This window comes from Pseudomonas sp. PP3 (assembly GCF_905336995.1).
In the GTDB taxonomy this organism is placed as follows: domain Bacteria; phylum Pseudomonadota; class Gammaproteobacteria; order Pseudomonadales; family Pseudomonadaceae; genus Aquipseudomonas; species Aquipseudomonas reinekei.
In genome coordinates this window covers 5253130-5277038 of the sequence record NZ_HG995459.1, presented here as the reverse complement: position 1 = coordinate 5277038, position 23909 = coordinate 5253130, and the positions used below count along the sequence as shown (strand labels likewise).

The 23909-nt window shown below is 54.4% G+C and carries 23 protein-coding genes and 1 tRNA gene; 14 read left to right on the top strand and 10 right to left on the bottom strand.

Features of this window, described 5'->3' with window-relative positions; translation table 11 throughout:
• Positions 1 to 11 precede the first annotated feature (11 nt).
• Positions 12 to 1037 (bottom strand): aromatic ring-hydroxylating dioxygenase subunit alpha, encoded by a 1026-nt coding sequence (locus KHO07_RS23975; RefSeq protein WP_212625718.1) that lies wholly within the window; start codon positions 1035 to 1037, stop codon positions 12 to 14.
• 75 nt (positions 1038 to 1112) lie between these two features.
• Positions 1113 to 2135, bottom strand: coding sequence for an ABC transporter substrate-binding protein (locus KHO07_RS23970; protein ID WP_212625717.1), 1023 nt, complete (start codon positions 2133 to 2135; stop codon positions 1113 to 1115).
• Positions 2136 to 2806: 671 nt separating this feature from the next.
• Here KHO07_RS23970 and KHO07_RS23965 point away from each other — a divergent pair.
• Positions 2807 to 3628, top strand: coding sequence for an outer membrane protein OmpK (locus KHO07_RS23965; protein ID WP_212625716.1), 822 nt, complete (start codon positions 2807 to 2809; stop codon positions 3626 to 3628).
• Positions 3629 to 3849: 221 nt separating this feature from the next.
• Here KHO07_RS23965 and KHO07_RS23960 read toward each other — a convergent pair whose 3' ends face one another.
• Positions 3850 to 4161, bottom strand: coding sequence for a DUF3077 domain-containing protein (locus KHO07_RS23960; protein ID WP_212625715.1), 312 nt, complete (start codon positions 4159 to 4161; stop codon positions 3850 to 3852).
• A gap of 96 nt (positions 4162 to 4257) precedes the next feature.
• Between KHO07_RS23960 and KHO07_RS23955 the strand changes: the two genes are divergently transcribed.
• Positions 4258 to 5408, top strand: a protein-coding gene (locus tag KHO07_RS23955) for an IS3-like element ISPsy29 family transposase (protein WP_094991499.1) whose coding sequence is annotated in 2 segments (ribosomal slippage) — positions 4258 to 4492 and positions 4492 to 5408 — 1152 coding nt in all. Because the reading frame shifts where the segments join, the coding sequence is not laid out codon by codon here.
• A gap of 86 nt (positions 5409 to 5494) precedes the next feature.
• On the opposite strand, the gene KHO07_RS23950 is transcribed toward KHO07_RS23955, so the two are convergent.
• Both KHO07_RS23950 and KHO07_RS23945 read right to left on the bottom strand, forming a co-directional pair.
• Positions 5495 to 5824 carry a hypothetical protein gene (locus tag KHO07_RS23950; protein WP_212625714.1) on the bottom strand — a complete coding sequence of 110 codons (330 nt, stop codon included), beginning with the start codon at positions 5822 to 5824 and terminating at the stop codon, positions 5495 to 5497.
• Positions 5825 to 6089: 265 nt separating this feature from the next.
• Positions 6090 to 6680 (bottom strand): hypothetical protein, encoded by a 591-nt coding sequence (locus KHO07_RS23945; protein WP_212625713.1) that lies wholly within the window; start codon positions 6678 to 6680, stop codon positions 6090 to 6092.
• A 1190-nt stretch (positions 6681 to 7870) separates the two neighbouring features.
• Here KHO07_RS23945 and KHO07_RS23940 point away from each other — a divergent pair.
• The 6 genes from KHO07_RS23940 to KHO07_RS23915 all read left to right on the top strand — a co-directional run bounded on the left by KHO07_RS23940 (position 7871) and on the right by KHO07_RS23915 (position 13534).
• Positions 7871 to 8080 carry a hypothetical protein gene (locus tag KHO07_RS23940; RefSeq protein WP_124355758.1) on the top strand — a complete coding sequence of 70 codons (210 nt, stop codon included), beginning with the start codon at positions 7871 to 7873 and terminating at the stop codon, positions 8078 to 8080.
• Complete coding sequence (locus tag KHO07_RS23935) at positions 8077 to 8709, top strand: Fic family protein (protein WP_212625712.1); 633 nt, start codon at positions 8077 to 8079, stop codon at positions 8707 to 8709. Before KHO07_RS23940 ends, KHO07_RS23935 begins: the two co-directional genes overlap by 4 nt.
• A gap of 414 nt (positions 8710 to 9123) precedes the next feature.
• Positions 9124 to 9825: a hypothetical protein gene (locus KHO07_RS23930; RefSeq protein ID WP_212625711.1), complete on the top strand. Its 702-nt coding sequence runs from the start codon at positions 9124 to 9126 to the stop codon at positions 9823 to 9825.
• Between the two features lie 10 nt (positions 9826 to 9835).
• Positions 9836 to 10945, top strand: coding sequence for an XRE family transcriptional regulator (locus tag KHO07_RS23925; protein ID WP_212625710.1), 1110 nt, complete (start codon positions 9836 to 9838; stop codon positions 10943 to 10945).
• A 295-nt stretch (positions 10946 to 11240) separates the two neighbouring features.
• Positions 11241 to 12212, top strand: a complete 972-nt coding sequence (locus KHO07_RS23920; RefSeq protein WP_212625709.1) for a hypothetical protein — start codon at positions 11241 to 11243, stop codon at positions 12210 to 12212.
• Between the two features lie 605 nt (positions 12213 to 12817).
• Entirely contained in the window at positions 12818 to 13534 is a 717-nt protein-coding gene (locus KHO07_RS23915) for an SLATT domain-containing protein (protein WP_212625708.1), read from the top strand.
• Between the two features lie 70 nt (positions 13535 to 13604).
• On the opposite strand, the gene KHO07_RS23910 is transcribed toward KHO07_RS23915, so the two are convergent.
• The 4 genes from KHO07_RS23910 to KHO07_RS23895 form a co-directional block, all read right to left on the bottom strand.
• Positions 13605 to 15191 (bottom strand): RNA-directed DNA polymerase, encoded by a 1587-nt coding sequence (locus tag KHO07_RS23910; RefSeq protein WP_212625707.1) that lies wholly within the window; start codon positions 15189 to 15191, stop codon positions 13605 to 13607.
• A 209-nt stretch (positions 15192 to 15400) separates the two neighbouring features.
• Positions 15401 to 15586, bottom strand: a complete 186-nt coding sequence (locus KHO07_RS23905; RefSeq protein ID WP_212625706.1) for a hypothetical protein — start codon at positions 15584 to 15586, stop codon at positions 15401 to 15403.
• Positions 15587 to 15927: 341 nt separating this feature from the next.
• Positions 15928 to 16257, bottom strand: a complete 330-nt coding sequence (locus KHO07_RS23900) for a hypothetical protein (protein WP_212625705.1) — start codon at positions 16255 to 16257, stop codon at positions 15928 to 15930.
• Positions 16258 to 16419: 162 nt separating this feature from the next.
• A tRNA-Leu gene (locus KHO07_RS23895) sits at positions 16420 to 16504 on the bottom strand.
• A gap of 107 nt (positions 16505 to 16611) precedes the next feature.
• Here KHO07_RS23895 and queA point away from each other — a divergent pair.
• The 6 genes from queA to KHO07_RS23865 all read left to right on the top strand — a co-directional run bounded on the left by queA (position 16612) and on the right by KHO07_RS23865 (position 22713).
• Positions 16612 to 17676: a tRNA preQ1(34) S-adenosylmethionine ribosyltransferase-isomerase QueA gene (gene queA, locus KHO07_RS23890; RefSeq protein ID WP_150731971.1), complete on the top strand. Its 1065-nt coding sequence runs from the start codon at positions 16612 to 16614 to the stop codon at positions 17674 to 17676.
• A 14-nt stretch (positions 17677 to 17690) separates the two neighbouring features.
• On the top strand, positions 17691 to 18806 hold the full coding sequence (tgt, locus tag KHO07_RS23885; protein WP_162130301.1) for a tRNA guanosine(34) transglycosylase Tgt: 1116 nt from the start codon (positions 17691 to 17693) through the stop codon (positions 18804 to 18806).
• A 43-nt stretch (positions 18807 to 18849) separates the two neighbouring features.
• Positions 18850 to 19188 carry a preprotein translocase subunit YajC gene (gene yajC, locus KHO07_RS23880; RefSeq protein WP_016773317.1) on the top strand — a complete coding sequence of 113 codons (339 nt, stop codon included), beginning with the start codon at positions 18850 to 18852 and terminating at the stop codon, positions 19186 to 19188.
• 64 nt (positions 19189 to 19252) lie between these two features.
• Positions 19253 to 21118 (top strand): protein translocase subunit SecD, encoded by a 1866-nt coding sequence (gene secD / locus KHO07_RS23875; protein WP_150731972.1) that lies wholly within the window; start codon positions 19253 to 19255, stop codon positions 21116 to 21118.
• Positions 21119 to 21127: 9 nt separating this feature from the next.
• Positions 21128 to 22042 (top strand): protein translocase subunit SecF, encoded by a 915-nt coding sequence (secF, locus tag KHO07_RS23870; protein ID WP_150731973.1) that lies wholly within the window; start codon positions 21128 to 21130, stop codon positions 22040 to 22042.
• A gap of 119 nt (positions 22043 to 22161) precedes the next feature.
• Positions 22162 to 22713, top strand: coding sequence for a glycine zipper 2TM domain-containing protein (locus tag KHO07_RS23865; RefSeq protein ID WP_212625704.1), 552 nt, complete (start codon positions 22162 to 22164; stop codon positions 22711 to 22713).
• A 247-nt stretch (positions 22714 to 22960) separates the two neighbouring features.
• Here the strand turns inward: KHO07_RS23865 and suhB are convergent, their stop codons facing one another.
• Entirely contained in the window at positions 22961 to 23779 is an 819-nt protein-coding gene (suhB, locus tag KHO07_RS23860; RefSeq protein WP_034150845.1) for an inositol-phosphate phosphatase, read from the bottom strand.
• Between the last annotated feature and the right edge of the window lie 130 nt (positions 23780 to 23909).

Genomic DNA, 23909 nt, shown 5'->3' with positions numbered 1-23909 from the left:
GGGCGCTGAACTCAGTGGCTGAGGAACACTTCGCTTTCGCCATGGGCTTCGAGCAGGCCCAGCAGTTGCCGGCGAATCACCAGGCCAGGCTTGTCCGACGGCATGTGCAGTTCCACCCGGCGGCGGGTGTCGACACAGGCGTCGTAATCGGTGGCTTCCAGAATGTCGCGGTCTTCTGCGGTGATCGCCGCGTCCCAGTCGATCAGCTCCTGGGTCGAGCATTGCTCCTCGCTGTCGTTGCGATACAGCCACTGGACCAGCATCAGGCGCCCGTCTTCCATGGGTGTCGCGCAGTTGTAGATGATGTGGTGGATGCCGCTGTCCGGGTACATGCAGCCAAAGCGCCGGGAGAAGGGCAGGTAATAACGGTTGATCAGGTGGCGCTGGGTGATCGGCTCGCGGGTGCCGGTGATGCGATAGCTTTCCTCGGGGTTGCGGATCGGCACTCGGGTTTCGGCCTCGAAGCCGTAATCGGTTTCGCGGAACTCGTAGCCAGCCGGCGCCGGCTGGTCGAACAGGCCGAAGTTGGCTTTGTGGACGAAGGAAAAGTGCGAGTTGTCGAAGGAGTTTTCCATGACCCGCAGCGGGCTGGTTTTCCACTCTTCATAAAACTGGAAGATGCGCCGGTAGCCCGGGGCGCTGTCTTCGGGAAACTCAGGGATCGGTTGCAGCGGATCGTCGAGGGCGACCCAGGCGTAGCCGTATTTTTCCTGGCAGTGAAAGGCCTGGACCGAGGCGCCCGGCGGGATCATGCCCGCGGGGTTCTGCGGGATCTTCACGCAGGTGCCGGTGCAGTCGTATTCCCAGCCGTGATAGCCGCAGGCAATGTTGCCGTCCTCGCTGACAAAACCCTTGGACAGCTTGGCAGTGCGGTGGCAGCAACGGTCGCGCATGGCCACAGGGGTGCCGTCGGGGCGCTTCCACAGAACCAGGGCTTCACCCAGTAAAGTGAAGGGCTGCGGGCCGGCGTCCAACGAGCTCATCGGCAGCAGGGCGTACCAGAAACGGCGCAATACGGGTTGTTTGGTGACCAACATAACAAGTGTCCTCACGGTATTCGTTCAGCCGGCTCTTGGGCCCGGGCTTTGGGTGCAAAGTTGGTGCAATCGGGCTTAGCGGCTGGCGGCCTGTTCGGCGGTCGGCAGCACCTTCAGGTCCTGGACGAAGCGCGTGGTATAGGCCTTCTGCCACGGCGCATCGGCACCGAGCAGGCGGGCCTCGACCATGAAATTGCGGGTGGCCTGCCAGCGCGCATCGCTCATCACACCGATTCCCTGTGTGGCAGCATCACCGCCGGTGACCAGGCGGTATTGCTTGAGGGTCGACAAGCCCCAGGCGAGCAGCTCATCGCTCATGTTCGGGTTGTCGGCCTTGATCAGATGGTTGGCGCTCGGGTTGTCCAGGTAGCGCTTCCAACCCTCCATCGAGGCGCGGACAAAGCGCTGAACCCGGTCAGGGTGCTGATCAATCACGTCCTGGCGAGTGGCCAGGGTCGAGCCATAGGGCGGGTAGCCGGCGTCGGCAAACAGGAAAAAGTTGGCTTTCTCCCCGGTCTTCAGCGCTTGGAACAACTCGGAGCTGGCGTAGGCCTGCTGCGTGGTGTTGTCGTCCGCGAGGAAGGGTTGCAGGTTGAAGGTGTAGGGCCGGGCCTGGCTGTCCTTGAGTTGGTACTTGCCCTTGAGCCACGGCCACCAGGTTTGCTGACCTGAGGTGGACACCAGCACCTGCTTATTCTGCAAGGCATCCAGGCCGCTGACGTCGGCATGGGTCAGCAACCCTTGTGGGTCGCCCTGGAAGGGCGCGGCCACGGCCACCACCGGCAGGCCTTGCTCCACGCTCTTGAGGATCTGCAAGTCGTAATTGACGATGAAGTCGGCCTGTTTGTTGACCAGCAACTGCATGCCATTAACCTGCGGCCCACCCATGCGAATGGTCACGTCCAGGCCTTCTTTCTCGTACAAACCATCGGCCAGGGCCTGGTAAAAACCACCCTGTTCGGCCTGGGCATACCAGGAAGTGAGCAGCACCACCTTGTCATTGGCCAAGGCCAGCGGAGACGCTATCAGGGCAGCGGGCACGAGGGCCATGGCCAGCAGCGAGCGAAGCGGTTGACCCAAGGCAAAGCGAATTTTCATGATGTGTTCTCCACAACGATTCGAAAACCGCCGCGCGCCAATCGGCACGCCAGCGAGGGACCGACTGGAGAGAGAACGTGGGAAGAGAGGGCGCCAAGGCACAGAATCGCGGCTAACACTTCTCTCTTGCCCGGGGCGCTGGCGCCGCGTTCAAGCATCCAATCGGACGTACGCCCACAGGGGAGGGCGCAAGAGCAATGCCCGGTGCCATGGCTGGCACTGACCGCTTCTACTCGGGAGGAGTCATAGCCAGAAGTGTGCCAAGTCGTTGCTGTTGCGCAGTCTGGGGATTCTGCGTCTCAGGCGCTCGGTAAGCAGTGGGTGAGGACGATTCGTGACGGTGCGAACCCGGGCACCCAGGCCTCAATATGGTGCACAACCCAATGGGCGTTAGAGTGTTCAATTTCAGTGGTTGATTGTGCTGAATGTGGCTTGCGGATTGTATTCGATCAGTTGGCACAACCCGTGCTAAGTTCCGAATCGAGTAGAAGCGGTCAGCACTGAGGGGCTCCTAACAGGACCCAGGGTGCAGGGCATTGCTCTGGCGGCATTACGCCGCGTACCCGGCAAGGTGCGCCCCTCACACGTTGAGGGCCAGAACAGTGGCTAACCCGCATCTCTCGGGCACGCCTTGCCGGTGATATCCACCCATCACCTGACAAGGGCAGCCCATGAAAGCATCGCGTATTCCATTACTTGCACCTTCACTGCTGCGTCGCAGCCTGCTGCCACTGTTCGCCCTGGCCAGCGCCAGCGTCGAAGCCGGCCCGTTGTTGTGGAACGACAACAGCCTGAGCTACCTCTACGGCCAGCACTTCAAAGTCGACGGCACCGGCGACGACACCCAGCAAACGATCACCTTCGAACACGCCAGCGGCTGGACCTGGGGCGATGTCTTCATGTTCGTCGACAACAAATGGTCGAACGGCCTCTCGGGGAATGACGGCCATTCCTACTACGGTGAATTCTCCCCGCGCCTGTCCCTGGGCAAAATCAGCGACCGGTCCCTGAGCTACGGCATCGTCAAGGACGTGCTCATTGCCGCCACCTACGAACGCGGCAAAGACCGCAACCGCAAATATCTGCTCGGCCCCGCTGTCGACCTCGCCCTGCCAGGCTTCGATCGCTTCTCCCTGAACACCTACTACCGCAAGCCCGACGGCATCACCGGCAAGGCCTCAGGCCAATGGCAGATCAACCCCACCTGGTCCATGACCCTCCCGGTGGGCCGTTCCGACATCCTCTTCGACGGCTACCTGGAGTGGTATGTCAACGACGTCGGCAACAAAGGCACCTCCAACTACGTGGCCAAGAGCTTGCACTTCAACCCGCAGATCAAATACGACGTGGGCAAGGCGCTGGGGCAACGGCAGAAGCAGTTTTATGCGGGGCTTGAGTGGGATTACTGGTCGAATAAATACGGGATTGAAGACACTTCAGGATTTGAAACAGACCAGAACGCGCTGAGCCTTTTGCTGAAGGTGCATTTTTGACGGGAACGCGACGATCAGGGCGTTTAACCGGGGTGCGTGGTGCCCCGGTTTTACCTGCCAAAATTTTCATCGCCATTATCCCAAGAGCTTGTGGGAGTCCACTCACACCCAGAGGCGCAATACCCTGTAGGAGCTGGCTTGCCAGCGATAGCGCCCACTCAGCCAACACAAATACCGAATCAGCCACCACCCTCACAAACCACCCCCACAGGCCTCAACCACTAACCCTCAGCCTTAGCCCCCGCCCGCTTGGACACCGACACAAAAGCCCGATCCCGCGTCAGCACCTTCACCGCATCATCCACCAACGCCTTGCTCATCGAAGTCAGATAATGCGCAGCCCAGGCGTGACGGTCAGAGTCTCTGGCATAAGCAGCATCTTCAGTGAGCGTCTTGGCCAGAAACAGAAAGTCGGAGTCCATGGACAACGCATCACCCAGAGGAACCCCGCGAGTGACATGAAACAGCGCTTGATCCGCGCAGTAGATCGCGGGTGTAAGGCCGATGGTTTTGAGTTCAGTTTGGTCGGTCATTGGCCACCTCCGAGGAGGGAGAGGCAATGGGGGATGAATCGCCCCGGGTTTCGTAGACACCTCCATGCCTTAAACTAAGGCCAATCAGGAGGTGCCATGAGCAACCCACGTTATCCCGAAGAATTCAAAATCCAAGCGGTCAATCAAGTGACCGAGAAGAAGTTGCCTGTCGCTGATGTGGCGGCGCGTCTTGGCGTGTCGACGCATAGCCTCTATGCCTGGATAAAGCGCTACAGCAAACCTCAGGCAGAACGGCAGCAAGACGATGATCAGCACGCTGAACTGCGTCGTCTGCGAGCCGAACTCAAGCGGGTCACCGAAGAGCGAGACATCTTAAAAAAGGCCGCCGCGTACTTTGCCAAGGAGTGCGGTTGAAGTACGCCTTTATCAAGCAGCGAGCGGGCGACTATTCGATTCGACGGCTTTGCCTGACGCTGAAAGTCCATCCCAGCGGTTATTACGCCTGGCTGTCTGAGCCGCAATCTGTACGCGCCAAAGACGACCAGCGACTGCTGGGTTTGATCAAGCATTCCTGGCTGGAGAGCGGTGGCGTTTATGGCTATCGCAAAGTCCATGACGATCTGCGCGAAGTCGGTGAGGATTGTGGTCGGCATCGTGTGGCGAGGCTGATGCGTCTTGAAGGTCTGCGCTCTCAGACAGGGTATCGACGCCGTCCTGGCAAATACGGCGGTAAGCCAGCGGTCGCCTCACCCAATTTACTGAAGCGCCAGTTCGATGTCGTAGAACCCAACAAAGTTTGGGTCACCGACATCACTTACATTCGTACGTATGAAGGCTGGCTGTATTTGGCGGTGGTGCTGGATCTGTTTTCTCGTCAGGTCGTTGGCTGGTCAATGAAGTCGCAGATGACCAGTGATTTGGCCATTGATGCGTTATTGATGGCGGTTTGGAGGCGAAAACCGAAACAAGAGGTGATGGTTCACTCCGACCAGGGCAGCCAGTACAGCAGCTCCGATTGGCGCAGTTTTTTGAAGGCAAACAATTTGGTTGCCAGCATGAGCCGCCGAGGCAATTGTCATGACAACGCCGTGGCTGAGAGCTTTTTCCAGCTTCTGAAACGGGAACGAATCAAGCGGAAAATCTACACCTCACGGCAAGATGCTCGTAGTGATGTGTTCGATTACATCGAGATGTTCTACAACCCAAAACGCCGCCATGGTTTCAACAATCAGCTGTCACCGGTAGAGTTTGAAAAACGTTACGCAATGAGCTTGCAAGGTGTCTAGAGAATCCGGGGCGATTCATTGATACGTCCTTGTGATACCGAAAAAGCCTTTCGTTGGGGCACCAAGCTTGCTCCCGGCCCGATCATTCACTGAATGTCTTTCAAATAATCCTTAAGCGCAATGAGCGGGGCATCAATCTGCTCCATCGTCTTGATACTGGAAAATTCAGCCGCCAACCTCCGCAACTCCCGCCCCAGCGGCTTATCCACTCCACCAATGGCTTCGAGTGCCAATTCCACACACTCATCCACTTTGATCTGGATAGTCTCAACATCCCCCCGCCGCACCAGCAACTCAAACACATCCCGCTGGTAATCACCCATGACCAGATCATCCCGCAAAATCGGGCTTGAACCTTCCGTTTCATAAGCCAGTTTGAGGGAGAAGAGGGCGACGGTTTCCAGGTGTAATTCCATGGGGGGAATCCTTGTGAAATGGTCCGGCGGTGCGGGTGGTGTGAAAGGGCAAGGGGCGAAAGCATCGCCAGCAGGCTGGCTCCCACAGGGTGTGTGGGGTGTCAGGGGCTTTATTGCGGGCGAAAAAAAAGGCCTTGCTAAGCAAGACCTTTCTTAATGTTGGTGCCCGAGGGAGACTTTCGGGTTCCATATATTACGTGGCTTGCAGGCTGATTATACAGTTTGGGATACAAGGAGGGATACAAGCTCCGGCTCGCTGGCTAGCCTATCGATCTGGCGGAGCCAAGCGATAGGTGTAAAAAGCAGTACCGCCCATGACGATCGCACCCATCGTGCAGAAAAGAATCATCCCTTGGATGCTGAGTAAAAATTTCAGGGTGTCATTAAGTTTTGGCTTTTTCTTTATCGCGCGCTCCATAGCGCTCGCGCGGAGCTTGGCCCCCAACTCGACCTTCATTGCGCTATAGGCAGCGCGTCGGATGTTCTCTTCAATCCTGTTATTGGGTAAGTCCGTGATTGCGTCCTTGTAGAAGGCAGTGGCGTCCTGGCAGTAGTAGTCCTTGTTCGAGTCATTACTTTTCTGGGCATCTATGCAGATCTCGATGTAGTCCAGTGCTCGCTGATCAAAGGTATCTTGTTGCTGCACCAAATATTCGGCAAAGAAGTCGTCTGTATTCTTGCCGAACTCACCGACCAACAACGTCAGGTAGAAGCAATATGAGCCCATCACAAGCACACCGACCGAGGCCATAAGCATCACTCTGCTCCATGGGCGCTTCGCTGCCTTCAGAGCAATCGTTTTCGCCAGCCCAACGCCTTCCGTGAGGGTGTCCATTGCTTCTTTAACTTGGCCCATCACTGTGTCTCCACTTAGGTAACGCCTGCTGACTAACCAGATGCTGGTGTGTTTAGGGCAGGCAAATGATAGAGACAGTATCGGCCGCGACCACGGTTACGTGATATTGATGAGCATCGAGGTGAGGTTTGTGAGGCATTGCTCAAAAGCACCGGGGACCCTGAGGTATTCCTTAAGACACGGGGACGGAAACCCGCGAGATCTTGGTAGCGACAGTTCCCCGAGCTTACTGAAAATTCGACGTTGAAATTGAAAGGATATTGAAGAGAAAAAGGCATCGTTACCGCAACGGTAAAGGTGAGCAATTGTGTTGTTGATAGTGAACGGTTGAGCCCGGTCAACCTTGGGGATGGTGTCAACCACGTCAACCTGTCAACCAACGTAGAAAACTCAGTCACTAACACGATGCTGCGGGTTCTTTGCCCCGTACCCATTCGAAATGCCCAGGGGCCCCGGCGAGCTACCAAGGGATAGGGTAAATGCACAGGTGAACAGCAGTTCACCGGGTTCACCTGTTCACTAAGCTGTGCACTTTTCCGCTAACACGATCACGCGGGTTTCCGACCCCGTACCCATCGAAGATCCCCAGGGTCCCCAGCAATGTCAGTGCCCGGTCGATGCATCTCCCTATTCTTTGTTGGCAGACGGCACAATCACAGGCGTGCTGGAATTTGGCGCCCCAGCGCGCGAAACAAAGCCAGTATTGCTTTCGCTGGCGGCGCTCTCTCCGATGGGGGGTGGGGCTCGAAAAGACGTGTTACAGGTGTTACAAGTGTTGCAATAGATATTAACTAATTGAATTTATTGGGTTTTATTGGCGTTACACACCGCTAATCTTTCACGTGCGTTGGGTGTTACATGCCAAATAGGTGTTACAGCGGCGTTTACAAATTTGGGTAAACCTTAGGTCGCAGTCGGTCATTTTCAGCGGGTCGCCAAGGGAACGATGCAGGCTCTTGTCGTTTCTCATTGGGGGTTACAGATTCGACGGTAGGTACTAAACGCACAGAGGGAAAGCGTGAGAACAGGCTACAATCAGCAACACAGACTATTCGCCCCCCCGCGTCGGTGCCTGGAGCCGGGAACGTAAATTTTCTTGCGCTCTTCATCAGCGGGATCGATAAATAAAGAGGACATCTGGCGTGCGCCGGTGTCGAATTCATAGGTCAACCAGCGCAAAGGAGGTCAACGTGGCGAAGAATTTCTTGGATTTGAATACAAGTCCAGATTTGTTGCTTGCGCTCAAAGGGGCCGCGCAACATAAGCAGACGGCCGAGGAAGTATTGGAACAGCGTGTATCGTTCGTCTACGGGTCTGTGGGCTCGAAGAACGGCGTCACCCGCGAGCAGGTTCGCAAGCTGATCCTTGAGCAGGAAGGGGTCCAAGGGGCGAAACGTTGATCCTATTCGAGCTATGTGGAGGCACCGAGCAACACCCTATTTATCAAGAGCTAGAAGTCTCCAATGGCAATCGGCAGTACGACTTTTTGAAGTCCATAGTCGGCGCTGCATTGGCTACGCAGCGCCCCTTCTTGTCGACCCATATCATCAAGGCATTGAACTTTCATGCGATTACTTGCCTGCATACGAATGCCGGCGAGTACCGTCCTTGCCAAGTCTACGTAGGCAAACATACGCCCCCAGACCACTACCGTGTCGAGGCGCTCATGGATGACCTTGTGAATATGGTGAACAGAAACTGGGAGCAATCCGACCCAGTGGCACTGTCGGCATACGTGCTCTGGCGACTGAACCACATTCACCCGTTCATCAACGGCAACGGTCGAACTGCTAGGGCTGCCTGCTATTTCGTGCTGTGTGTAAAGTCCGGTAGCTGGCTACCAGGAACTACGATCCTTCCTGAGCTGATTTGTCGCGACCGGGATGAATACGTTGTTGCACTCCAGCGTGTAGACGAGTCTCTGACCCAAGGTCCGCTTGACCTAAGCCCACTGCATGAGCTGTTGTCCAAGCTCATCACCGAGCAACTCAGTACACAACAGCCCCCCGCTGAGAGCCCTCAGGATTAACCACGGCCAATAGCGGCCTGTTGCATCAGAGTGCCGATAAACCGATTGTTAAGTTTGCGTGGGGGTCGAGTTTCTCCTGCATCGCCACACTCTGAAAACGCAACTCACTGATTTTAATAGAAAACGTTGGGTGTTTTGGTTTTTGGCGTCCGAGAAATGGCCGTATGGGACTGATATGGGACTGGAGAGCAATTTTTACCCTTAGATTGCTGTGCGCAATCGGCGGCTATGATCGCTCCAAACTGGCCAGAGGGAGAGCCGCCGATAGGCAGCAATCGCGGAAGCGGACGATGGTATCTTGCCAGTAAATGGCCTTGAGCGGACTACCAAGTATTCTGAGCTAGCGGTCCTTGTGTTTCCGCTTTTTATACCTCAACATGAGGGATCATATTCGGAAACAAGTACGGAGCGGCGATGAGCACATTTGAACTGACGGCCTCAAACGCTTTCACTCGGCGAGCGACGATTATTGATGAGCCCGCGGACGTGGATGTACGTTTGCGGGAGCTGCATTCTGACTTGAGCCCAGTCCTGCTCCGTGATGCCATTACTGGCGGTCTCCGAGGACGCAATGAGACAAATCGTGCGTCCGCGCCGACTGCGGCTGGTGTTCAGCAATGGTTGAAGACTGTTGAAGACCTACGCACTTTATTGGCGACAGCTCACTGGCATATCCATGAACAGCAGAACTGCCCTTTCATCAGCTCGCCTGATCGGAGCATTTCCATCGTGGTCATGACTGGCAACAGCGAAACCGGCAAGAATGGAATTGATGAGCCGACGAACCAGGCTGAGAAAGGAGCGGTTGCTGAGGGCTTTATTTATAAAAATAATCGTCAGTTAGAGCTATTCAATAGTGTCTCGTTCCAGTTCGCCAAGGAACATCAGAGAGAAACCCAAGTCTGGGCGTTGCTTTATCACTATGATAAGGTGATTAAGGAAATTCGATATGAGTTGTCTTTGCCAACCGGGTTCGGTAATAAAAAAATTACTAACTGGGGTGTTCGTATACTCTTAGGAAGTGTTTCTAATAATCCCGATGATTTCACCATTCGTAAAGATGAATCAAGTTCTCAGATTTCGGTGGAAGTAGAGCCTAAAATAGGCATGTTGTGAGTAAGTAGCTATGTCCGAAATAAATCCCAAGCAGATCACATTTGCCAGGGTGAGAAGACGCTTCACTAAAGCTCAGTTGGCAAAGGAGTTAGGTATCACTAGTCGTAGTCTACAGAACTACGAAAGTGGTGCTTCTTATCCTGAGCCAGCGACCTTGGAAAAAATCGCGAAACTGTTAAACTTTCCTCAGCAGTTTTTTTTCATTGATGAAGATATGCCAGAGTTGATGGAACATTCGGTAAGTTTTCGCAAACTTTCAAAAATGACTGATGCGTTGAAAGCTTGCACATTTGCAGCAGGTGCCATCGCGTTTAGAGTCAACCATTGGATAGAGGAAAGGTTTAATCTTCCCTCGGCAGGGTTACCCGACCTGAGCGATTTAGCGCCTGAAGAGGCAGCTGCCACACTCCGTCGCGTATGGGGACTAGGTAATGCACCCATTCCCAATATGATTCACTTGCTTGAGTCGAAAGGTATTCGTGTCTTTTCGCTGGCCGAAGAAACCCGAGAGGTTGATGCTTTCTGTACGTGGTATGAGGGCAAGCCATTTGTTTTCCTTAACACCATCAAGTCCGCGGAGCGGAGCCGCTTTGACGCGGCACATGAGCTAGGCCATTTGGTGCGCGACGTTTACACCATGCAGCACGGCCAAGCCCACGGACCTGAAATGGAGCGCCAGGCTGATGCATTTGCTGCAGCCTTTCTAATGCCTAAGGAGAGTGTGGCTGCTAATCAACCACCCACTTACTCTATTAAGTATCTGATGAAGCTCAAGCATTATTGGGGTGTGTCGCTTGCAGCTATGGCATACCGTTTTAATTCATTGGGGTTGGTCAGTGAGTGGAATTACCGCAGTCTTTGTATAGATATCGCTAAAAGTGGATATCGGGCTAATGAGCCAGAGCCGATGGAGCGAGAGACATCGCAGTTACTCACTAAAGTGTTAGACGCTTTGCAAAACCGAAAGCAAGGTCGTCGTGAAATTGCAGAAAGCTTGAGTGTAAGCATAGATGAAATTAATGCTTTAACCTTCCAGTTGACAAGGTTGTCAGTGGTTTCAGGAAATGTAACTAATAGGTCTGCAGTTAAGAAAGGCTCTCCAAACTTGAGGCTTATATAGCGGAGGATTGCTTCGCTGGCCGAATTGATGAGTTGGGCCAATTAGATGCGTATAGCTTCAGAACTGTGGTTCATCTTGAACAGACTACGAACCGCTTCTGGCCAGAAGCAGCTGTTCACGGCGGCTAGCTCTCGGCCAGAAGCGGCCGCTCAAAGTACCTTTATTCAGGATCGATTCATAGGGCGGTAAGATGTGAACACGTCCTAAAACCTTCCGTTTACTCCCCTCTCTTGTTTATCTTGTGGCATGCTCGCGAGATACCAGCCAAATCTTGATTGGATTTTTTGGAGCGTATATGACCGGATACCTTGAGACCATTCCTCATCCTTGGACGCGCCAGCACATTCAAAAGGCTATGACCTCTAACTTCCAAACAGTGCAAAAGTCAATCGATCAAACGGAAGGAGGTCGGCTCTGGCGCGGTATTAATGAACTTGACGAAGCAATTTGGGTGTTCTCTAAGAGCACTGTAGAGCTAATAGATGAGATAAGTGTATTCAGTGAAAGAAGCAAGGATATAGAGTTTTGGAGCAAAACAAATGAAAAAAACGCAGAAGAGTATGTTAGGGAGGTAAAGCGCAGACTCTACTATAGTACTTCTTCTCTTATGACCGTTGTTGATATCGCTCGCGCATTTAGTACAAAATGGCCTGTTGACGGTCTTGTAGAGCATCGAAATAAGTTCTTTTCTACGCCTGGCTTGCACGATTTTTTACAAAATTTACGCAACTTTAGTTCTCATTGGCGAATAGCAGAAGCAAACTGGCAAATTAATTACGATTTCCAAACTGGCTTGCGGGTAGCTAGTTTCAGAGTCAGCGAAGAAGAGTTGCTAGCGTGGGATGGCTGGAGTGCTAAAGCTAAGACTTATATCAAAGATGCATCAGGTAGCGTTGACGTTTTTCAAATTTTTGCCCAATACAAAAAGCATGTCCAAGAGTACTATCGCTGGCATAAAGGCGCCTTGCTCGACACATACTCTTCGATTTTACGACCTTATTTTGAATACACGAGAATTCATGAGGGGCTGCGACAGATGCTTAAGTGGAACATGATACTTTCCCATTTTAAGCCCGATATGAATCCGTACCAATATTTAGCGCAGTACCTTAGTAGCAAACAAATCGAATTGGTTTTGTCATATGAACACCGCAGCGAGCAGCAGGTCGATGCATTGATTAAAATACTAGATATGGAAGATTTCTGCGACGCTCAGCTTAGAAGGAAAGCCATGCATGCTTTCGGTGCTTTGATCGATCCCGATTAACAGCCGAATGTTTATTTGTTCTTTTGTGTAGTTGAATAAATTATTTCTGTGCCGAACTATGGGGTTCGCTCAGATGGCTGCTAAAGGGCGTAATCGGTCAAACTAAGTGACCATTTGTGGTCGTTTGCTGTCCTTTACGAACGGCAGAAATCAGCCAATAGCGGTAAGTTGCGAGCGGCTGATTTCTGCCGTTTTTTGTCTGTCGCGAAGGACGGCAACCGACCCATAACTGCCGCTCGGCCTTGGGATAAATTGGGCAAAAATTGTTGCTCAAGGTAGCTACGAGAATGTCCGATTCAGAGGGTTGCAACCACCTACGCCGGTTCAATTCCGACCTCGGCCTCCACTCTCAAAAATCCCTTAGATTAATGATCTGCGCGGTTTTTTATCTCTTCAGGGAAGTGAGGCGTTGCCCAATTTCCCGGCGGGGTTCCGCAACCTCGATAATTGTTGACCTAAAAGGCAGCTTTGATAGATTGATGGCTTTTTGATATTTATCACAGGAGTGACTGTGTTATCTTCGCTTGAGAGGGGGATTAGCGTTTCATGCCAAATCAAGCATAACTAATCATTAACAATCGATTAATCTAATAAAGAAGATCTTCATGAGTTTAAAAAGCGTTAGGGGAGCGGCGGCTGCTATCTTGTCCTGGGTCTTTAGCCTGGGCCCTATAGAAAAAAATATAGATGATCCTGCGGAGAAGCTTTTGAACAGCATGCGCGTGACCGCTAGATGCAGATTCAATGCTTCTGTGCGCTTAAAAAGGCAAAGTAATTTTTCGTTTTTTACTACTACCATGCTGTCGTTAGGCTTGATTTTTATACCCTTGGTGCAGAATTCAGATGTGAGTATTGCATTCAGCTCCAAGGTTTTGAACATGCTGCAGATTTTTCTCGCAGTAGCGGTTTTAGTTTATTCGGTCATAAATTCTACTGCTAGATATGAAGTTCGCTCTCAAACTTTAAATGAGTGTGGGGACAAGATAAAAGAATTGATTCGAGAGCTCAGGACAGAGATAAAGCAGTCAAAGTTAAGCGGCATAAGCATTCCACTCGACAAATTTCATGATCGGTATAATCTCACATCTACTGACTCTGAAAATCATACCCGGGTGGATTTTTCACTAGCCTCACTTGAGATGAAGGATGATTATCATATAACTGGTATCTCGAGAGGATATCAGCGAATTCGCGCGGGCACTATTTATGCTATACCATATATTGTTCCAGTCTCATTCATTACGTTTCAAATTTTGTTTATTTTGGATATGCTGGGGGTTACGTGTGTTTTGACTCCTTATCTTAAACCATTAGCTACTTGAGTAAGCCATAATAGTTGAGCTGGATTAGTCGACAACCCAATGAGGGATTACATATCGTCATTGTTCGCACTCAATGCGAGTGTGCTGTAGATGTAGATATTTGAGTTGGTAGTGTCGGAGCCGGAATAGGAAACGCGACCAAAGGGGCCGTGTCGTAGAAATAGACACCAGATGCCTTTAAGAATCCGAAATTGGGATCGTCTGCAACATGATCACCTCCACCTACTGAAGGCAGCCACCCTTTAATATTAGCCTCATAGGATAAAAGCCAGTGTTCTTCATATAGTCCAGCCGAGGTCATATGGGTTTGCCAATTGGACTTGTCGAGCACTGCCGACATAAGTCCTCTACTCTCACAATCTAGCGCCATCAGCGCCACCACCGAGTCATCTGCCATCGACAGTGCGGTCACGGCCTCAGTCGTGAGTGTGACTCCGAGGGCGATACTCGCCCACAGCGCATGTGAAACCTCGCTGGAATGCGCTAATGGCGCGTGAGTAGTAATTATCGAGTTTACGACCTCATGTAATTCTGGAATTGCCGAAGCAAAGCCGGCGTTTACCCATTTGATAATTAGATCAATGGCATAGGGAAATGTCGCTGGCTCTGGCGTTACACAAAGAAGCAACAGTCGCTGAAATAATTCCCAGTTGTCCGGAAGTAGTGCAACCACTCTAAGTTTTGCGATTGCGTAACTTAAGACTGCTTCACCTGGGAATAGCTTATGCAAATGAAAGGCCTTATTTATAAGCGCTTCCATGTCCACTGCCTGGCCAGATGCTGATGTCCGAATATTATGACTTCGAAGTTCGGTAACCCATGACGCCTCAAATTGTAAAGGTAACTCAAGAACCTTAGTTTTCTTTGGGTTTAAAGCCAGTTCATAATTGCTCAACGCTCTTTCAAGTAAATGAAATGCATCTTCAGCTTCCGTTCTGGTATAGAAGCTTAACTCATAATCATCAATGAATCGGTGTCCTTTTAGCTTCGGAACTCTTGCGATTAATTCAGCATCGCATCGCTGCATAAGAAGCTCTGCTAAAACCAGTGATGTGTCAGGGCCAATAGGGATTCCGATAGTTTGTCCATCCTGCCCCATTCTCACAAGGTAATCTAGATTGTTTCCGAGTAAAGTCGTTCGGCTGCGATTGATCTTGGCGGCAGCCTTCGTATGGAGAGCCCAAGGTATCGAATGAGTGTAGATGCTACTATAGAAGCGACTGATATCCGTCTCTAATAAAAATCTTCTACCCAAACGATTCTTTTGTGCAAGCATTGCCCGCGCACCCTGGGAGTGCCGCCCTTCGATTGCCCGACCCAAGCTTTTTAATTCTGGTGCAGTTGCAGCAATGGCAGTTCCAGAAACCATGGGGGATATAATTGCCCAGTTATCAATTATTTCCTTGGCGAGGAGATAGTAGTGTAGTGGATTACATATTCCCAGTTTGCGTCGTAATAGCCCGCCACGGGCGTGAGAGTATCTAGCGATTTTTGATGTCGGCAGCTGCTTGTACTTTGGATCCGCTCCATTCGCGAAATCTGCAGGAAGTGAGCCGGTCGGTGCAGTAACAATATTTGCAAAGGGCGTCGTGGTGAACGGAGGGCTAGGTAACTCTTTCGGGAAATAGCCTCGCTCTAATAAATCTTTTAGAGACATTCGATATCCTTTCAATGTTCAGCACGGGCCACTTTAAGCTACCAATTTGCCACCAAGCTGTCCACGGCCGTTTTGGGTGGCCGCATCTCAGCGGCGGTGCGCGTTCGCTTCTGGGCCGATTGCTGTCGGTCATGGTCGACTGCTTTTGGCCGGGAACTGCCTGCCGATTTCCATGTAACGGAAGCTTTCGCGAGCTTTGCTTATCCTCATCACTTTTTTTTCAGTTTATGCTCGATTAGCCCCATTTCTGCCTTGATCGCGGTGATGGTGAGCTTCTGCGTTGCTGTGCTTTTTCCGGTCTTGGTATCCACGATCTTGAGTAGTGCGGTTAGGTAGGCTTTTCTCGCTTGCAGCGTTTCGGATAGGGATGAGCTGTTTTGTGTTGCCGCGTTCATGGCTTCGTTCCTTGGCGTAATCTAAACAGCCCGCGAAAGCGGGCCGTTTCAGGGTAATCAACAGTTACATTGCGAGCACGTCTTGCACGCGGTATTCGCTGGCGCGGTCTGCCAAGTCTCCCCACCTCCAGCTGCCAAAGTTTTCGCCCTGTTCAGGGATATCGAGCTTAAACAGCGACACCGGATCCCGCTGGATCATGCGGGTAGCGGCATAGAGCCTGCCGCCTACGTCGAGTAGTGCCTGCACGGAAAAGGGGACAGATTTATTATCGGATGAACAGGACACCCCCCAATTTCAGCCCTGCTACGGGCGTTCCCGCTTTTTTTGGTCACACCGTCATTCACTGAATATCTTTCAGATAATCCTTGAGCGCGATGAGCGGGGCATCAAGCTGTTCCACCGTCTGAATCCCGGCAAATTCCCCCGCCAATCTCCCCAACTCCCGCCCCAACGGCCTATCCACACCCCCAACAGCCTCCAACGCCAACCCCACACACTCACCCACCTTCACCTGAATCGCCTCAACATCCCCCCGCCGCACCAGCAACTCAAACACATCCCGCTGGTAGTCACCCATGACCAGATCATCCCGCAAAATCGGGCTTGAACCTTCCGTTTCATAAGCCAGTTTGAGGGAGAAGAGGGCGACGGTTTCCAGGTGTAATTCCATGGGGGGAATCCTTGTGAAATGTTCCAGTAGTGCGGGTGGCGGGAAGATAAGAGCAGGATCAAAAGCATCGCCAGCAAGCCGGCTCCTACAGGTGGGTGGGGTGTCAGCCACTTTATCGCAGGCGAAAAAAAAGGCCTTGCTAAGCAAGACCTTTCTTAATTTTGGTGCCCCGAGGGAGACTCGAACTCCCACTCCTTTCGAAAACGGATTTTGAATCCGCCGCGTCTACCAATTCCGCCATCAGGGCTCAATGGCGGCGAAGTATAGAGATGAGATTACCGTCGGTCAATCAGGTACATAGAGAATTTTCACTATTTCGGCTAGACTTCCGGCCCCTGCTAGACGAACCCCATCATGCGCGTTGCTGACTTTACTTTCGAACTCCCAGATTCGCTGATTGCCCGCCATCCTTTGGCCGAGCGTCGCAATAGTCGCCTGTTGACCCTGGATGGGGTCAGCGGCGCTTTGGCACACCGTCAATTCACTGATTTGCTGGAGCATTTGCGCCCCGGCGATTTGATGGTGTTCAACAATACCCGGGTGATTCCGGCGCGGCTGTTTGGCCAGAAGGCTTCCGGCGGCAAGCTGGAAATCCTGGTGGAGCGGGTGCTGGACAGTCATCGCGTGCTGGCTCATGTGCGCTCCAGCAAGTCGCCCAAGCCGGGGTCGAAGATCCTTATCGACGGCGGTGGCGAGGCTGAGATGCTGGCGCGCCACGATGCGTTGTTCGAACTGGGCTTTGCCGAAGAGGTGTTGCCGCTGCTCGACCGTGTCGGGCACATGCCGCTGCCTCCTTATATAGACCGCCCGGATGAAGGCTCGGACCGCGAGCGTTATCAGACCGTGTACGCCCAGCGCCTGGGCGCGGTGGCGGCGCCGACGGCGGGGCTGCATTTCGATCAGCCGTTGCTGGAGGCGATTGCCGCCAAGGGCATCGAGACGGCGTTCGTGACCCTGCACGTCGGCGCTGGCACGTTCCAGCCGGTGCGCGTGGAGAAGCTCGAAGACCACCACATGCACACCGAATGGCTGGAAGTCGGCCAGGACGTGGTCGACGCCGTGGCTGCGTGTCGCGCTCGCGGTGGTCGCGTGGTGGCGGTGGGGACCACCAGCGTGCGTTCCCTGGAAAGCGCCGCGCGCGATGGCGTGCTCAAGCCGTTCAGCGGCGATACAGACATTTTCATTTACCCTGGCCGGCCGTTCCATGTGGTCGATGCCCTGGTCACCAATTTCCATTTGCCCGAATCCACGCTGTTGATGCTGGTTTCGGCGTTCGCCGGTTATCCGGAAACCATGGCTGCCTACAAGGCCGCGGTCGACAACGGGTACCGCTTTTTCAGCTACGGTGATGCGATGTTCATCACGCGTAATCCTGCGCCGACTGCCCCTAAAGAATCGGGCCCCGAGGAAACTGTATGAGTCGCACCTGTCGTATGTCTTTCGAGCTGCTGGCCACTGATGGCAAGGCTCGTCGCGGTCGTTTGACCTTCCCGCGCGGTACCGTCGAGACCCCGGCCTTCATGCCGGTGGGCACGTACGGCACGGTCAAGGGCATGCTGCCACGGGATATCGAGGCGACCGGCGCTGAGATCATTCTGGGTAACACCTTCCACCTGTGGCTGCGCCCGGGCACGGAAGTGATCAAGAAGCACGGCGACCTGCACGATTTCATGCAGTGGAAAGGCCCGATCCTGACCGACTCCGGCGGCTTCCAGGTGTTCAGCCTGGGCGCCATGCGCAAGATCAAGGAGGAGGGCGTGACCTTCGCTTCCCCGGTCGACGGCGCCAAGGTGTTCATGGGCCCGGAAGAGTCGATGCAGGTCCAGCGTGACCTGGGCTCCGACATCGTGATGATTTTCGACGAATGCACGCCGTACCCGGCTGATGAAGACGTCGCCCGCATTTCCATGGAGTTGTCCCTGCGTTGGGCCAAGCGTTCGAAAGAAGCCCATGGCGACAACACGGCGGCGCTGTTCGGTATCGTCCAGGGCGGCATGCACCAGGACCTGCGCATGCGCTCCCTGGAAGGCCTGGACAAGATCGGCTTCGACGGCCTGGCCATCGGCGGTCTGTCGGTAGGCGAGCCCAAGCACGAAATGATCAAGGTGCTGGATTATCTGCCGGGCATGATGCCGGCTGACAAACCTCGTTACCTTATGGGCGTTGGCAAACCCGAAGACTTGGTTGAGGGTGTGCGCCGCGGTGTGGACATGTTCGATTGCGTGATGCCAACCCGTAATGCCCGCAATGGGCATCTGTTCATTGATACTGGCGTGCTGAAGATCCGAAACGCGTTCCATCGCCATGATGATTCGCCGCTCGATCCGACCTGCGATTGCTATACCTGCCAGAACTTCTCCCGCGCTTATCTGCATCACCTGGACAAGTGCGGCGAAATGCTGGGAAGCATGCTCAATACCATCCATAACTTGCGTCATTATCAAGTGCTTATGGCTGGTTTGCGCGAGGCTATTCAACAGGGTACATTGGCCGCCTTTGTCGATGCCTTCTACGCCAAACGCGGGTTACCTGTTCCGCCTTTGGACTGAGTTTCCTGACCCCAAGATTCAACATTTGCAACTGGAGTGCTAAATGAGCTTTTTTATCTCTAATGCCATGGCTGACGCTGCCGCACCTGCTGCTGCGAGCCCAATGGGTGGCGGTTTCGAGTGGATTTTCCTGGTCGGCTTCCTGGTCATCTTCTACCTGATGATCTGGCGTCCACAGGCCAAGCGCGCCAAAGAGCAGAAGAACCTGCTGAGCAGCCTGCAGAAAGGCGACGAAGTTGTGACCACTGGCGGCATCGCTGGCAAGATCACCAAAGTGGCTGACGATTTCGTTGTTCTGGAAGTTTCCGACACCGTCGAAATGAAATTCCAGAAAGGCGCCATCGCCGCCACGCTGCCAAAAGGCACGCTCAAAGCGATCTAAGTTTCAACTTCATATTCAATCGACGGGGCGCGCAAGGCGCCCCGCGTCATAAACGGGCGGCGTGATGCTGAACAAATATCCTCTGTGGAAATACATTCTGATCCTGGCGGTGCTGGCGGTCGGTCTGATTTATTCCGCTCCCAATCTTTATCCTGATGACCCGGCCATTCAGGTCAGCGGTGCAAGCACTGCGCTGCAGGTCAATCAGGCTGATCTGGATCGTGTGAGCGCTGCGCTCAAGGAATCCGGGATCAACGTCAAGGCTGCCACGCTGGCAGAGGGCGGCAAGGGTGGTCTGATTCGCCTGACCAAGGCTGAAGACCAGTTGCCGGCCAAAGACGTCGTGCGCAAGGCATTGGGTGATGACTACGTCGTCGCGCTGAACCTGGCACAAACCACCCCGCAATGGCTGCGCAACCTCGCTGCGCACCCGATGAAGCTGGGTCTGGACTTGTCCGGTGGTGTGCACTTCCTGCTGGAAGTGGACATGGACAAAGCCCTCGACGCACGCCTGAAAGTCTACGAAGGCGACGTCAAGAGCCTGCTGCGTAAAGAGAAACTGCGCTATCGCAGCCTGCCGCAGCTCGATGGCGCCATTCAGCTGGGCTTCACTGATGAAGCTGCCCGCGAACAGGCCCGCAGCCTGATCCGCAAGAATTTCAACGATTTCGACATTGTTCCGGCCGACCTCAATGGCCAACCGGTACTACGTCTGGCGATGACCCCGGCCAAGCTGGCGGAAATCCGCGAATACTCCATCAAGCAGAACTTGACCACGGTACGTAACCGCGTCAACGAGCTGGGTGTTGCCGAACCGATCGTCCAGCGTCAGGGCGCCAACCGCATCGTGGTTGAGCTGCCGGGCGTGCAGGATACCGCCGAAGCCAAGCGTATTCTCGGCAAGACGGCCAACCTTGAGTTCCGTCTGGCGGCTGAGCCTGGCGCTTCGAAAGCCACTTCCGAAACCTTCGAGTTCCGCGAGGGCAATCGTTCGGCGCAGATCGAGCGTGGCCTGATCATCACCGGTGACCAGGTCACCGACGCCAAGGCTGGCTTCGACGAGCACGGCAGGCCGGAAGTGAACATTCGTCTGGATGGTCACGGCGGTGAGCTGATGAGCCGTGCGACCCGTTCGAACGTTGGTCGCAGCATGGCGGTGATCTTCATCGAGCAGCGTCCGGTGACCACTTACACCAAGCAAGTGGTCAACGGCGTCGAGAAAGACGTGCCGGTTCAGACTTTCAAGGAAGAGAAGAAGATCATCAGCCTGGCGACCATCCAGTCGCCACTGGGTGCTCAGTTCCGCATCACCGGCCTGAACGGCCAGGGCGAATCGTCCGAACTGGCGCTGCTGCTGCGTGCCGGTGGTCTGGCCGCACCGATGTACTTCGCTGAAGAGCGCACCATCGGTCCGAGCCTGGGTGCGGACAACATCACCAAGGGTATCGATGCATCGCTGTGGGGCATGCTGTTCGTCTCGCTGTTCATCATCGCCATCTATCGCTTCTTCGGCATCATCGCCACCGTCGCACTGGCGGTGAACATGGTGATGCTGCTGGCCTTGATGTCGCTGCTGGGGGCAACGCTGACCCTGCCGGGTATCGCCGGTATCGTATTGACCATGGGTATGGCGGTCGACGCCAACGTGCTGATCTTCTCGCGGATTCGTGAAGAGATCGCTGCGGGCATGACCATCCAGCGGGCAATCAACGAAGGCTTCGGCCGGGCATTCACCGCGATTCTCGACGCCAACCTGACAACCTTGTTGGTCGGCGGCATCCTCTTTGCCATGGGCACCGGCCCGGTGAAGGGGTTCGCAGTGACCATGTCCCTCGGGATCTTTACCTCGATGTTCACGGCCATCATGGTGACCCGCGCGATGGTCAACCTGATCTTCGGCGGTCGTGACTTCAAGAAGTTGTGGATTTAAGGGGCTGCCATGTTACGTACAATCAACTTCATGGGCGTTCGCAACGTTGCGTTCGGCGTCACATTGTTCCTTACGGTGCTGGCCTTGTTCAGCGTCGCCACCAAGGGCATGAACTGGGGCCTGGACTTCACCGGCGGTACGCTCATCGAGCTGACCTACGAGCGTCCGGCCGATGTCACCAAGGTGCGTGAGCAGCTGGTAACCGCCGGCTATCACGAAGCCATCGTGCAAAACTTCGGTGCGACCACCGATCTGCTGGTGCGTATGCCAGGCGAAGACCCGCAACTGGGTCATCAGGTAGCCGAGGCCTTGCAGAAGGTGGGCGGCGAGAACCCGGCGACGGTCAAGCGCGTTGAGTTCGTGGGCCCGCAGGTGGGTGAGGAGCTGCGCGACCAGGGCGGCCTCGGCATGTTGATGGCGCTGGGCGGCATCCTGATCTACCTGGCTTTCCGCTTTCAGTGGAAGTTTGCGGTCGGTGCCATCGTCTCCCTGATCCACGACGTGATCGTGACCATCGGTATCCTGTCGTTCTTCCAGATCACCTTCGACCTGACGGTGCTGGCGGCGGTACTGGCGATCATCGGTTACTCGCTCAACGACACCATCGTGGTATTCGACCGGGTTCGTGAGAACTTCCGGGTGCTGCGCAAGGCCAGCCTGATCGAGAACATCAACATCTCGACCACGCAAACCCTGCTGCGGACCATGGCGACCTCGATCTCCACGTTGCTGGCGATCGCGGCACTGTTGTTCTTTGGTGGCGACAACCTGTTCGGCTTCTCCATCGCCTTGTTCATCGGTGTTCTGGCGGGTACTTACTCGTCGATCTACATCGCGAACGTGGTGCTGATCTGGCTGAACCTGAGCACTGAAGACCTTATTCCTCCGGCGAATACCGAGAAGGAAGTCGACGACCGTCCTTGAAGGAAGTTTCCTTAAGCGATGTAGTCCAAAAAGGCGCGAGTTGAACTCGCGCCTTTTTTTATGCTCCAAGGCTGGGAGAAGCGCGGACATGTTCCGCGGGTGATGGTCAGGAGGTTCATGTGAACAAGTCGATGCTGGTTGGTGCGGTATTGGGTGCTGTCGGTGTGACTGCCGGGGGTGCTGTGGCCACCTACAGCCTGGTTAAAGATAACGGTCCCGAGTACGCGCAAGTGCTCGCCGTTGAGCCGGTCAAGACACAAATCAAGACTCCACGTGAAGTGTGCAAGGATGTAACTGTCACTCGGCAGGCGCCGGTGAAGGATCAACATCAAATCGCCGGTACAGTGGTAGGTGCGCTGGCAGGCGGTTTGCTGGGTAACCAGATCGGCGGCGGCACCGGCAAGAAGATTGCCACGGTTGCAGGCGCGGTCGGCGGTGGTTATGCCGGTAACAAGGTTCAGGAAGGCATGCAGGAGCGTGACACCTACACCACGACCCAGACCCGCTGTAACACGGTGAACGACATCAGTGATAAGGTCGTGGGTTACGACGTTCGGTACTCGCTGGAGGGCAAGGAAGGCAAAGTGCGGATGGATCGCGATCCGGGTAACCAGATTCCGGTCGACAAGGAAGGCAAGTTGATCCTGTCGCAGAACGAACCGGCTCAGTAATGAGCACCGCTTAAAAAGAAGCACCCTTCGGGGTGCTTTTTTGTGCCTGAAATGGCGATTTGTAAGCGCCGCTGAAACCTGTGGGAGCGGGCTTGCCCGCGATGACGGTGTCACTTGCGCCATATGCGGCGACTGATCCACCGCTATCGCGGGCAAGCCCGCTCCCACAGGGATCTATTGTGTTTTCAAGGTTGAATTCCAGGCATAAAAAAAGCACCCCGAAGGGTGCTCTTTTGTCGCTGGAAGCTTAGCGCTTCAGCGAGGCTGGCAGATGCGGCTGGATCGCCGTCAGGACTGCCTTGAAGCACTTGGTGTTACCGGCAACGACGTGGCCTTTTTCAAGGAAGTCGTGACCACCGGTGAAGTCGCTCACCAGGCCGCCTGCTTCTTGAATCAGCAGGGCGCCTGCAGCCATGTCCCACTCGGACAGGCCTGACTCCCAGAACGCGTCGAAACGGCCGGCAGCCACGTAGGCCAGGTCCAGGCTCGCGGAGCCAGCGCGGCGGATGCCGGCAGTCTGGCCAACCAGGGCGCGGAACATGCCCAGGTAGTTGTCGAGGTTGTCCATCTGGTCGTCACGGAACGGGAAGCCGGTACCCAGCAGGGCGCCGTCGAGGCTGGTGCGACCGCTGACGCGCAGGCGACGACCATTCAGTTGAGCGCCGCGACCACGGCTGGCGGTGAATTCTTCCTGGCGAACCGGGTCCAGAACAACAGCGTGCTCAAGACGACCACGGTATTTGCAGGCGATGCTGACAGCGAAGTGAGGAATGCCGCGCAGGAAGTTGGTGGTGCCGTCCAGCGGATCGATGATCCACAGGTACTCTTCGCCTTCGATGCCGGAGCCGGCGTGCAGGCCAGTCTCTTCACCCAGGATCGAGTGGTTCGGGTAAGCCTTGCGCAGCGCGTCGATTATTTTCTGTTCAGCGGCGCGATCCACCTCGGATACGTAATCCTTGGCGTCTTTTTCGTCGACCTTGATGGTATCCAGGCGCTCGATGGAGCGGAAGATCAATTCACTGGCGCTGCGGGCGGCGCGCAGCGCGATATTCAGCATGGGCTGCATGGATGTGTCACCTAAGGTTGTTAAAGAAAGCCGGGCATTCTATCAGAAAGTTTCTACAGGAGAAGGACGACGTTCGCTTTCATGGCTTAACGGTAGCTCTCGCTGTAAGATTCCGCTCCCGATTATTGTG

What these genes read in the sequence shown, in the direction of transcription:
- KHO07_RS23975 (WP_212625718.1), bottom strand. Translation starts at nt 1,037, where the DNA reads ATGTTGGTCACCAAACAACCCGTATTGCGCCGTTTCTGGTACGCCCTG.
- KHO07_RS23970 (WP_212625717.1), bottom strand. Translation starts at nt 2,135, where the DNA reads ATGAAAATTCGCTTTGCCTTGGGTCAACCGCTTCGCTCGCTGCTGGCC.
- KHO07_RS23965 (WP_212625716.1), top strand. Translation starts at nt 2,807, where the DNA reads ATGAAAGCATCGCGTATTCCATTACTTGCACCTTCACTGCTGCGTCGC.
- KHO07_RS23960 (WP_212625715.1), bottom strand. Translation starts at nt 4,161, where the DNA reads ATGACCGACCAAACTGAACTCAAAACCATCGGCCTTACACCCGCGATC.
- KHO07_RS23950 (WP_212625714.1), bottom strand. Translation starts at nt 5,824, where the DNA reads ATGGAATTACACCTGGAAACCGTCGCCCTCTTCTCCCTCAAACTGGCT.
- KHO07_RS23945 (WP_212625713.1), bottom strand. Translation starts at nt 6,680, where the DNA reads ATGGGCCAAGTTAAAGAAGCAATGGACACCCTCACGGAAGGCGTTGGG.
- KHO07_RS23930 (WP_212625711.1), top strand. Translation starts at nt 9,124, where the DNA reads ATGAGCACATTTGAACTGACGGCCTCAAACGCTTTCACTCGGCGAGCG.
- KHO07_RS23925 (WP_212625710.1), top strand. Translation starts at nt 9,836, where the DNA reads ATGTCCGAAATAAATCCCAAGCAGATCACATTTGCCAGGGTGAGAAGA.
- KHO07_RS23920 (WP_212625709.1), top strand. Translation starts at nt 11,241, where the DNA reads ATGACCGGATACCTTGAGACCATTCCTCATCCTTGGACGCGCCAGCAC.
- KHO07_RS23915 (WP_212625708.1), top strand. Translation starts at nt 12,818, where the DNA reads ATGAGTTTAAAAAGCGTTAGGGGAGCGGCGGCTGCTATCTTGTCCTGG.
- KHO07_RS23910 (WP_212625707.1), bottom strand. Translation starts at nt 15,191, where the DNA reads ATGTCTCTAAAAGATTTATTAGAGCGAGGCTATTTCCCGAAAGAGTTA.
- KHO07_RS23905 (WP_212625706.1), bottom strand. Translation starts at nt 15,586, where the DNA reads ATGAACGCGGCAACACAAAACAGCTCATCCCTATCCGAAACGCTGCAA.
- KHO07_RS23900 (WP_212625705.1), bottom strand. Translation starts at nt 16,257, where the DNA reads ATGGAATTACACCTGGAAACCGTCGCCCTCTTCTCCCTCAAACTGGCT.
- queA (WP_150731971.1), top strand. Translation starts at nt 16,612, where the DNA reads ATGCGCGTTGCTGACTTTACTTTCGAACTCCCAGATTCGCTGATTGCC.
- tgt (WP_162130301.1), top strand. Translation starts at nt 17,691, where the DNA reads ATGTCTTTCGAGCTGCTGGCCACTGATGGCAAGGCTCGTCGCGGTCGT.
- yajC (WP_016773317.1), top strand. Translation starts at nt 18,850, where the DNA reads ATGAGCTTTTTTATCTCTAATGCCATGGCTGACGCTGCCGCACCTGCT.
- secD (WP_150731972.1), top strand. Translation starts at nt 19,253, where the DNA reads ATGCTGAACAAATATCCTCTGTGGAAATACATTCTGATCCTGGCGGTG.
- secF (WP_150731973.1), top strand. Translation starts at nt 21,128, where the DNA reads ATGTTACGTACAATCAACTTCATGGGCGTTCGCAACGTTGCGTTCGGC.
- suhB (WP_034150845.1), bottom strand. Translation starts at nt 23,779, where the DNA reads ATGCAGCCCATGCTGAATATCGCGCTGCGCGCCGCCCGCAGCGCCAGT.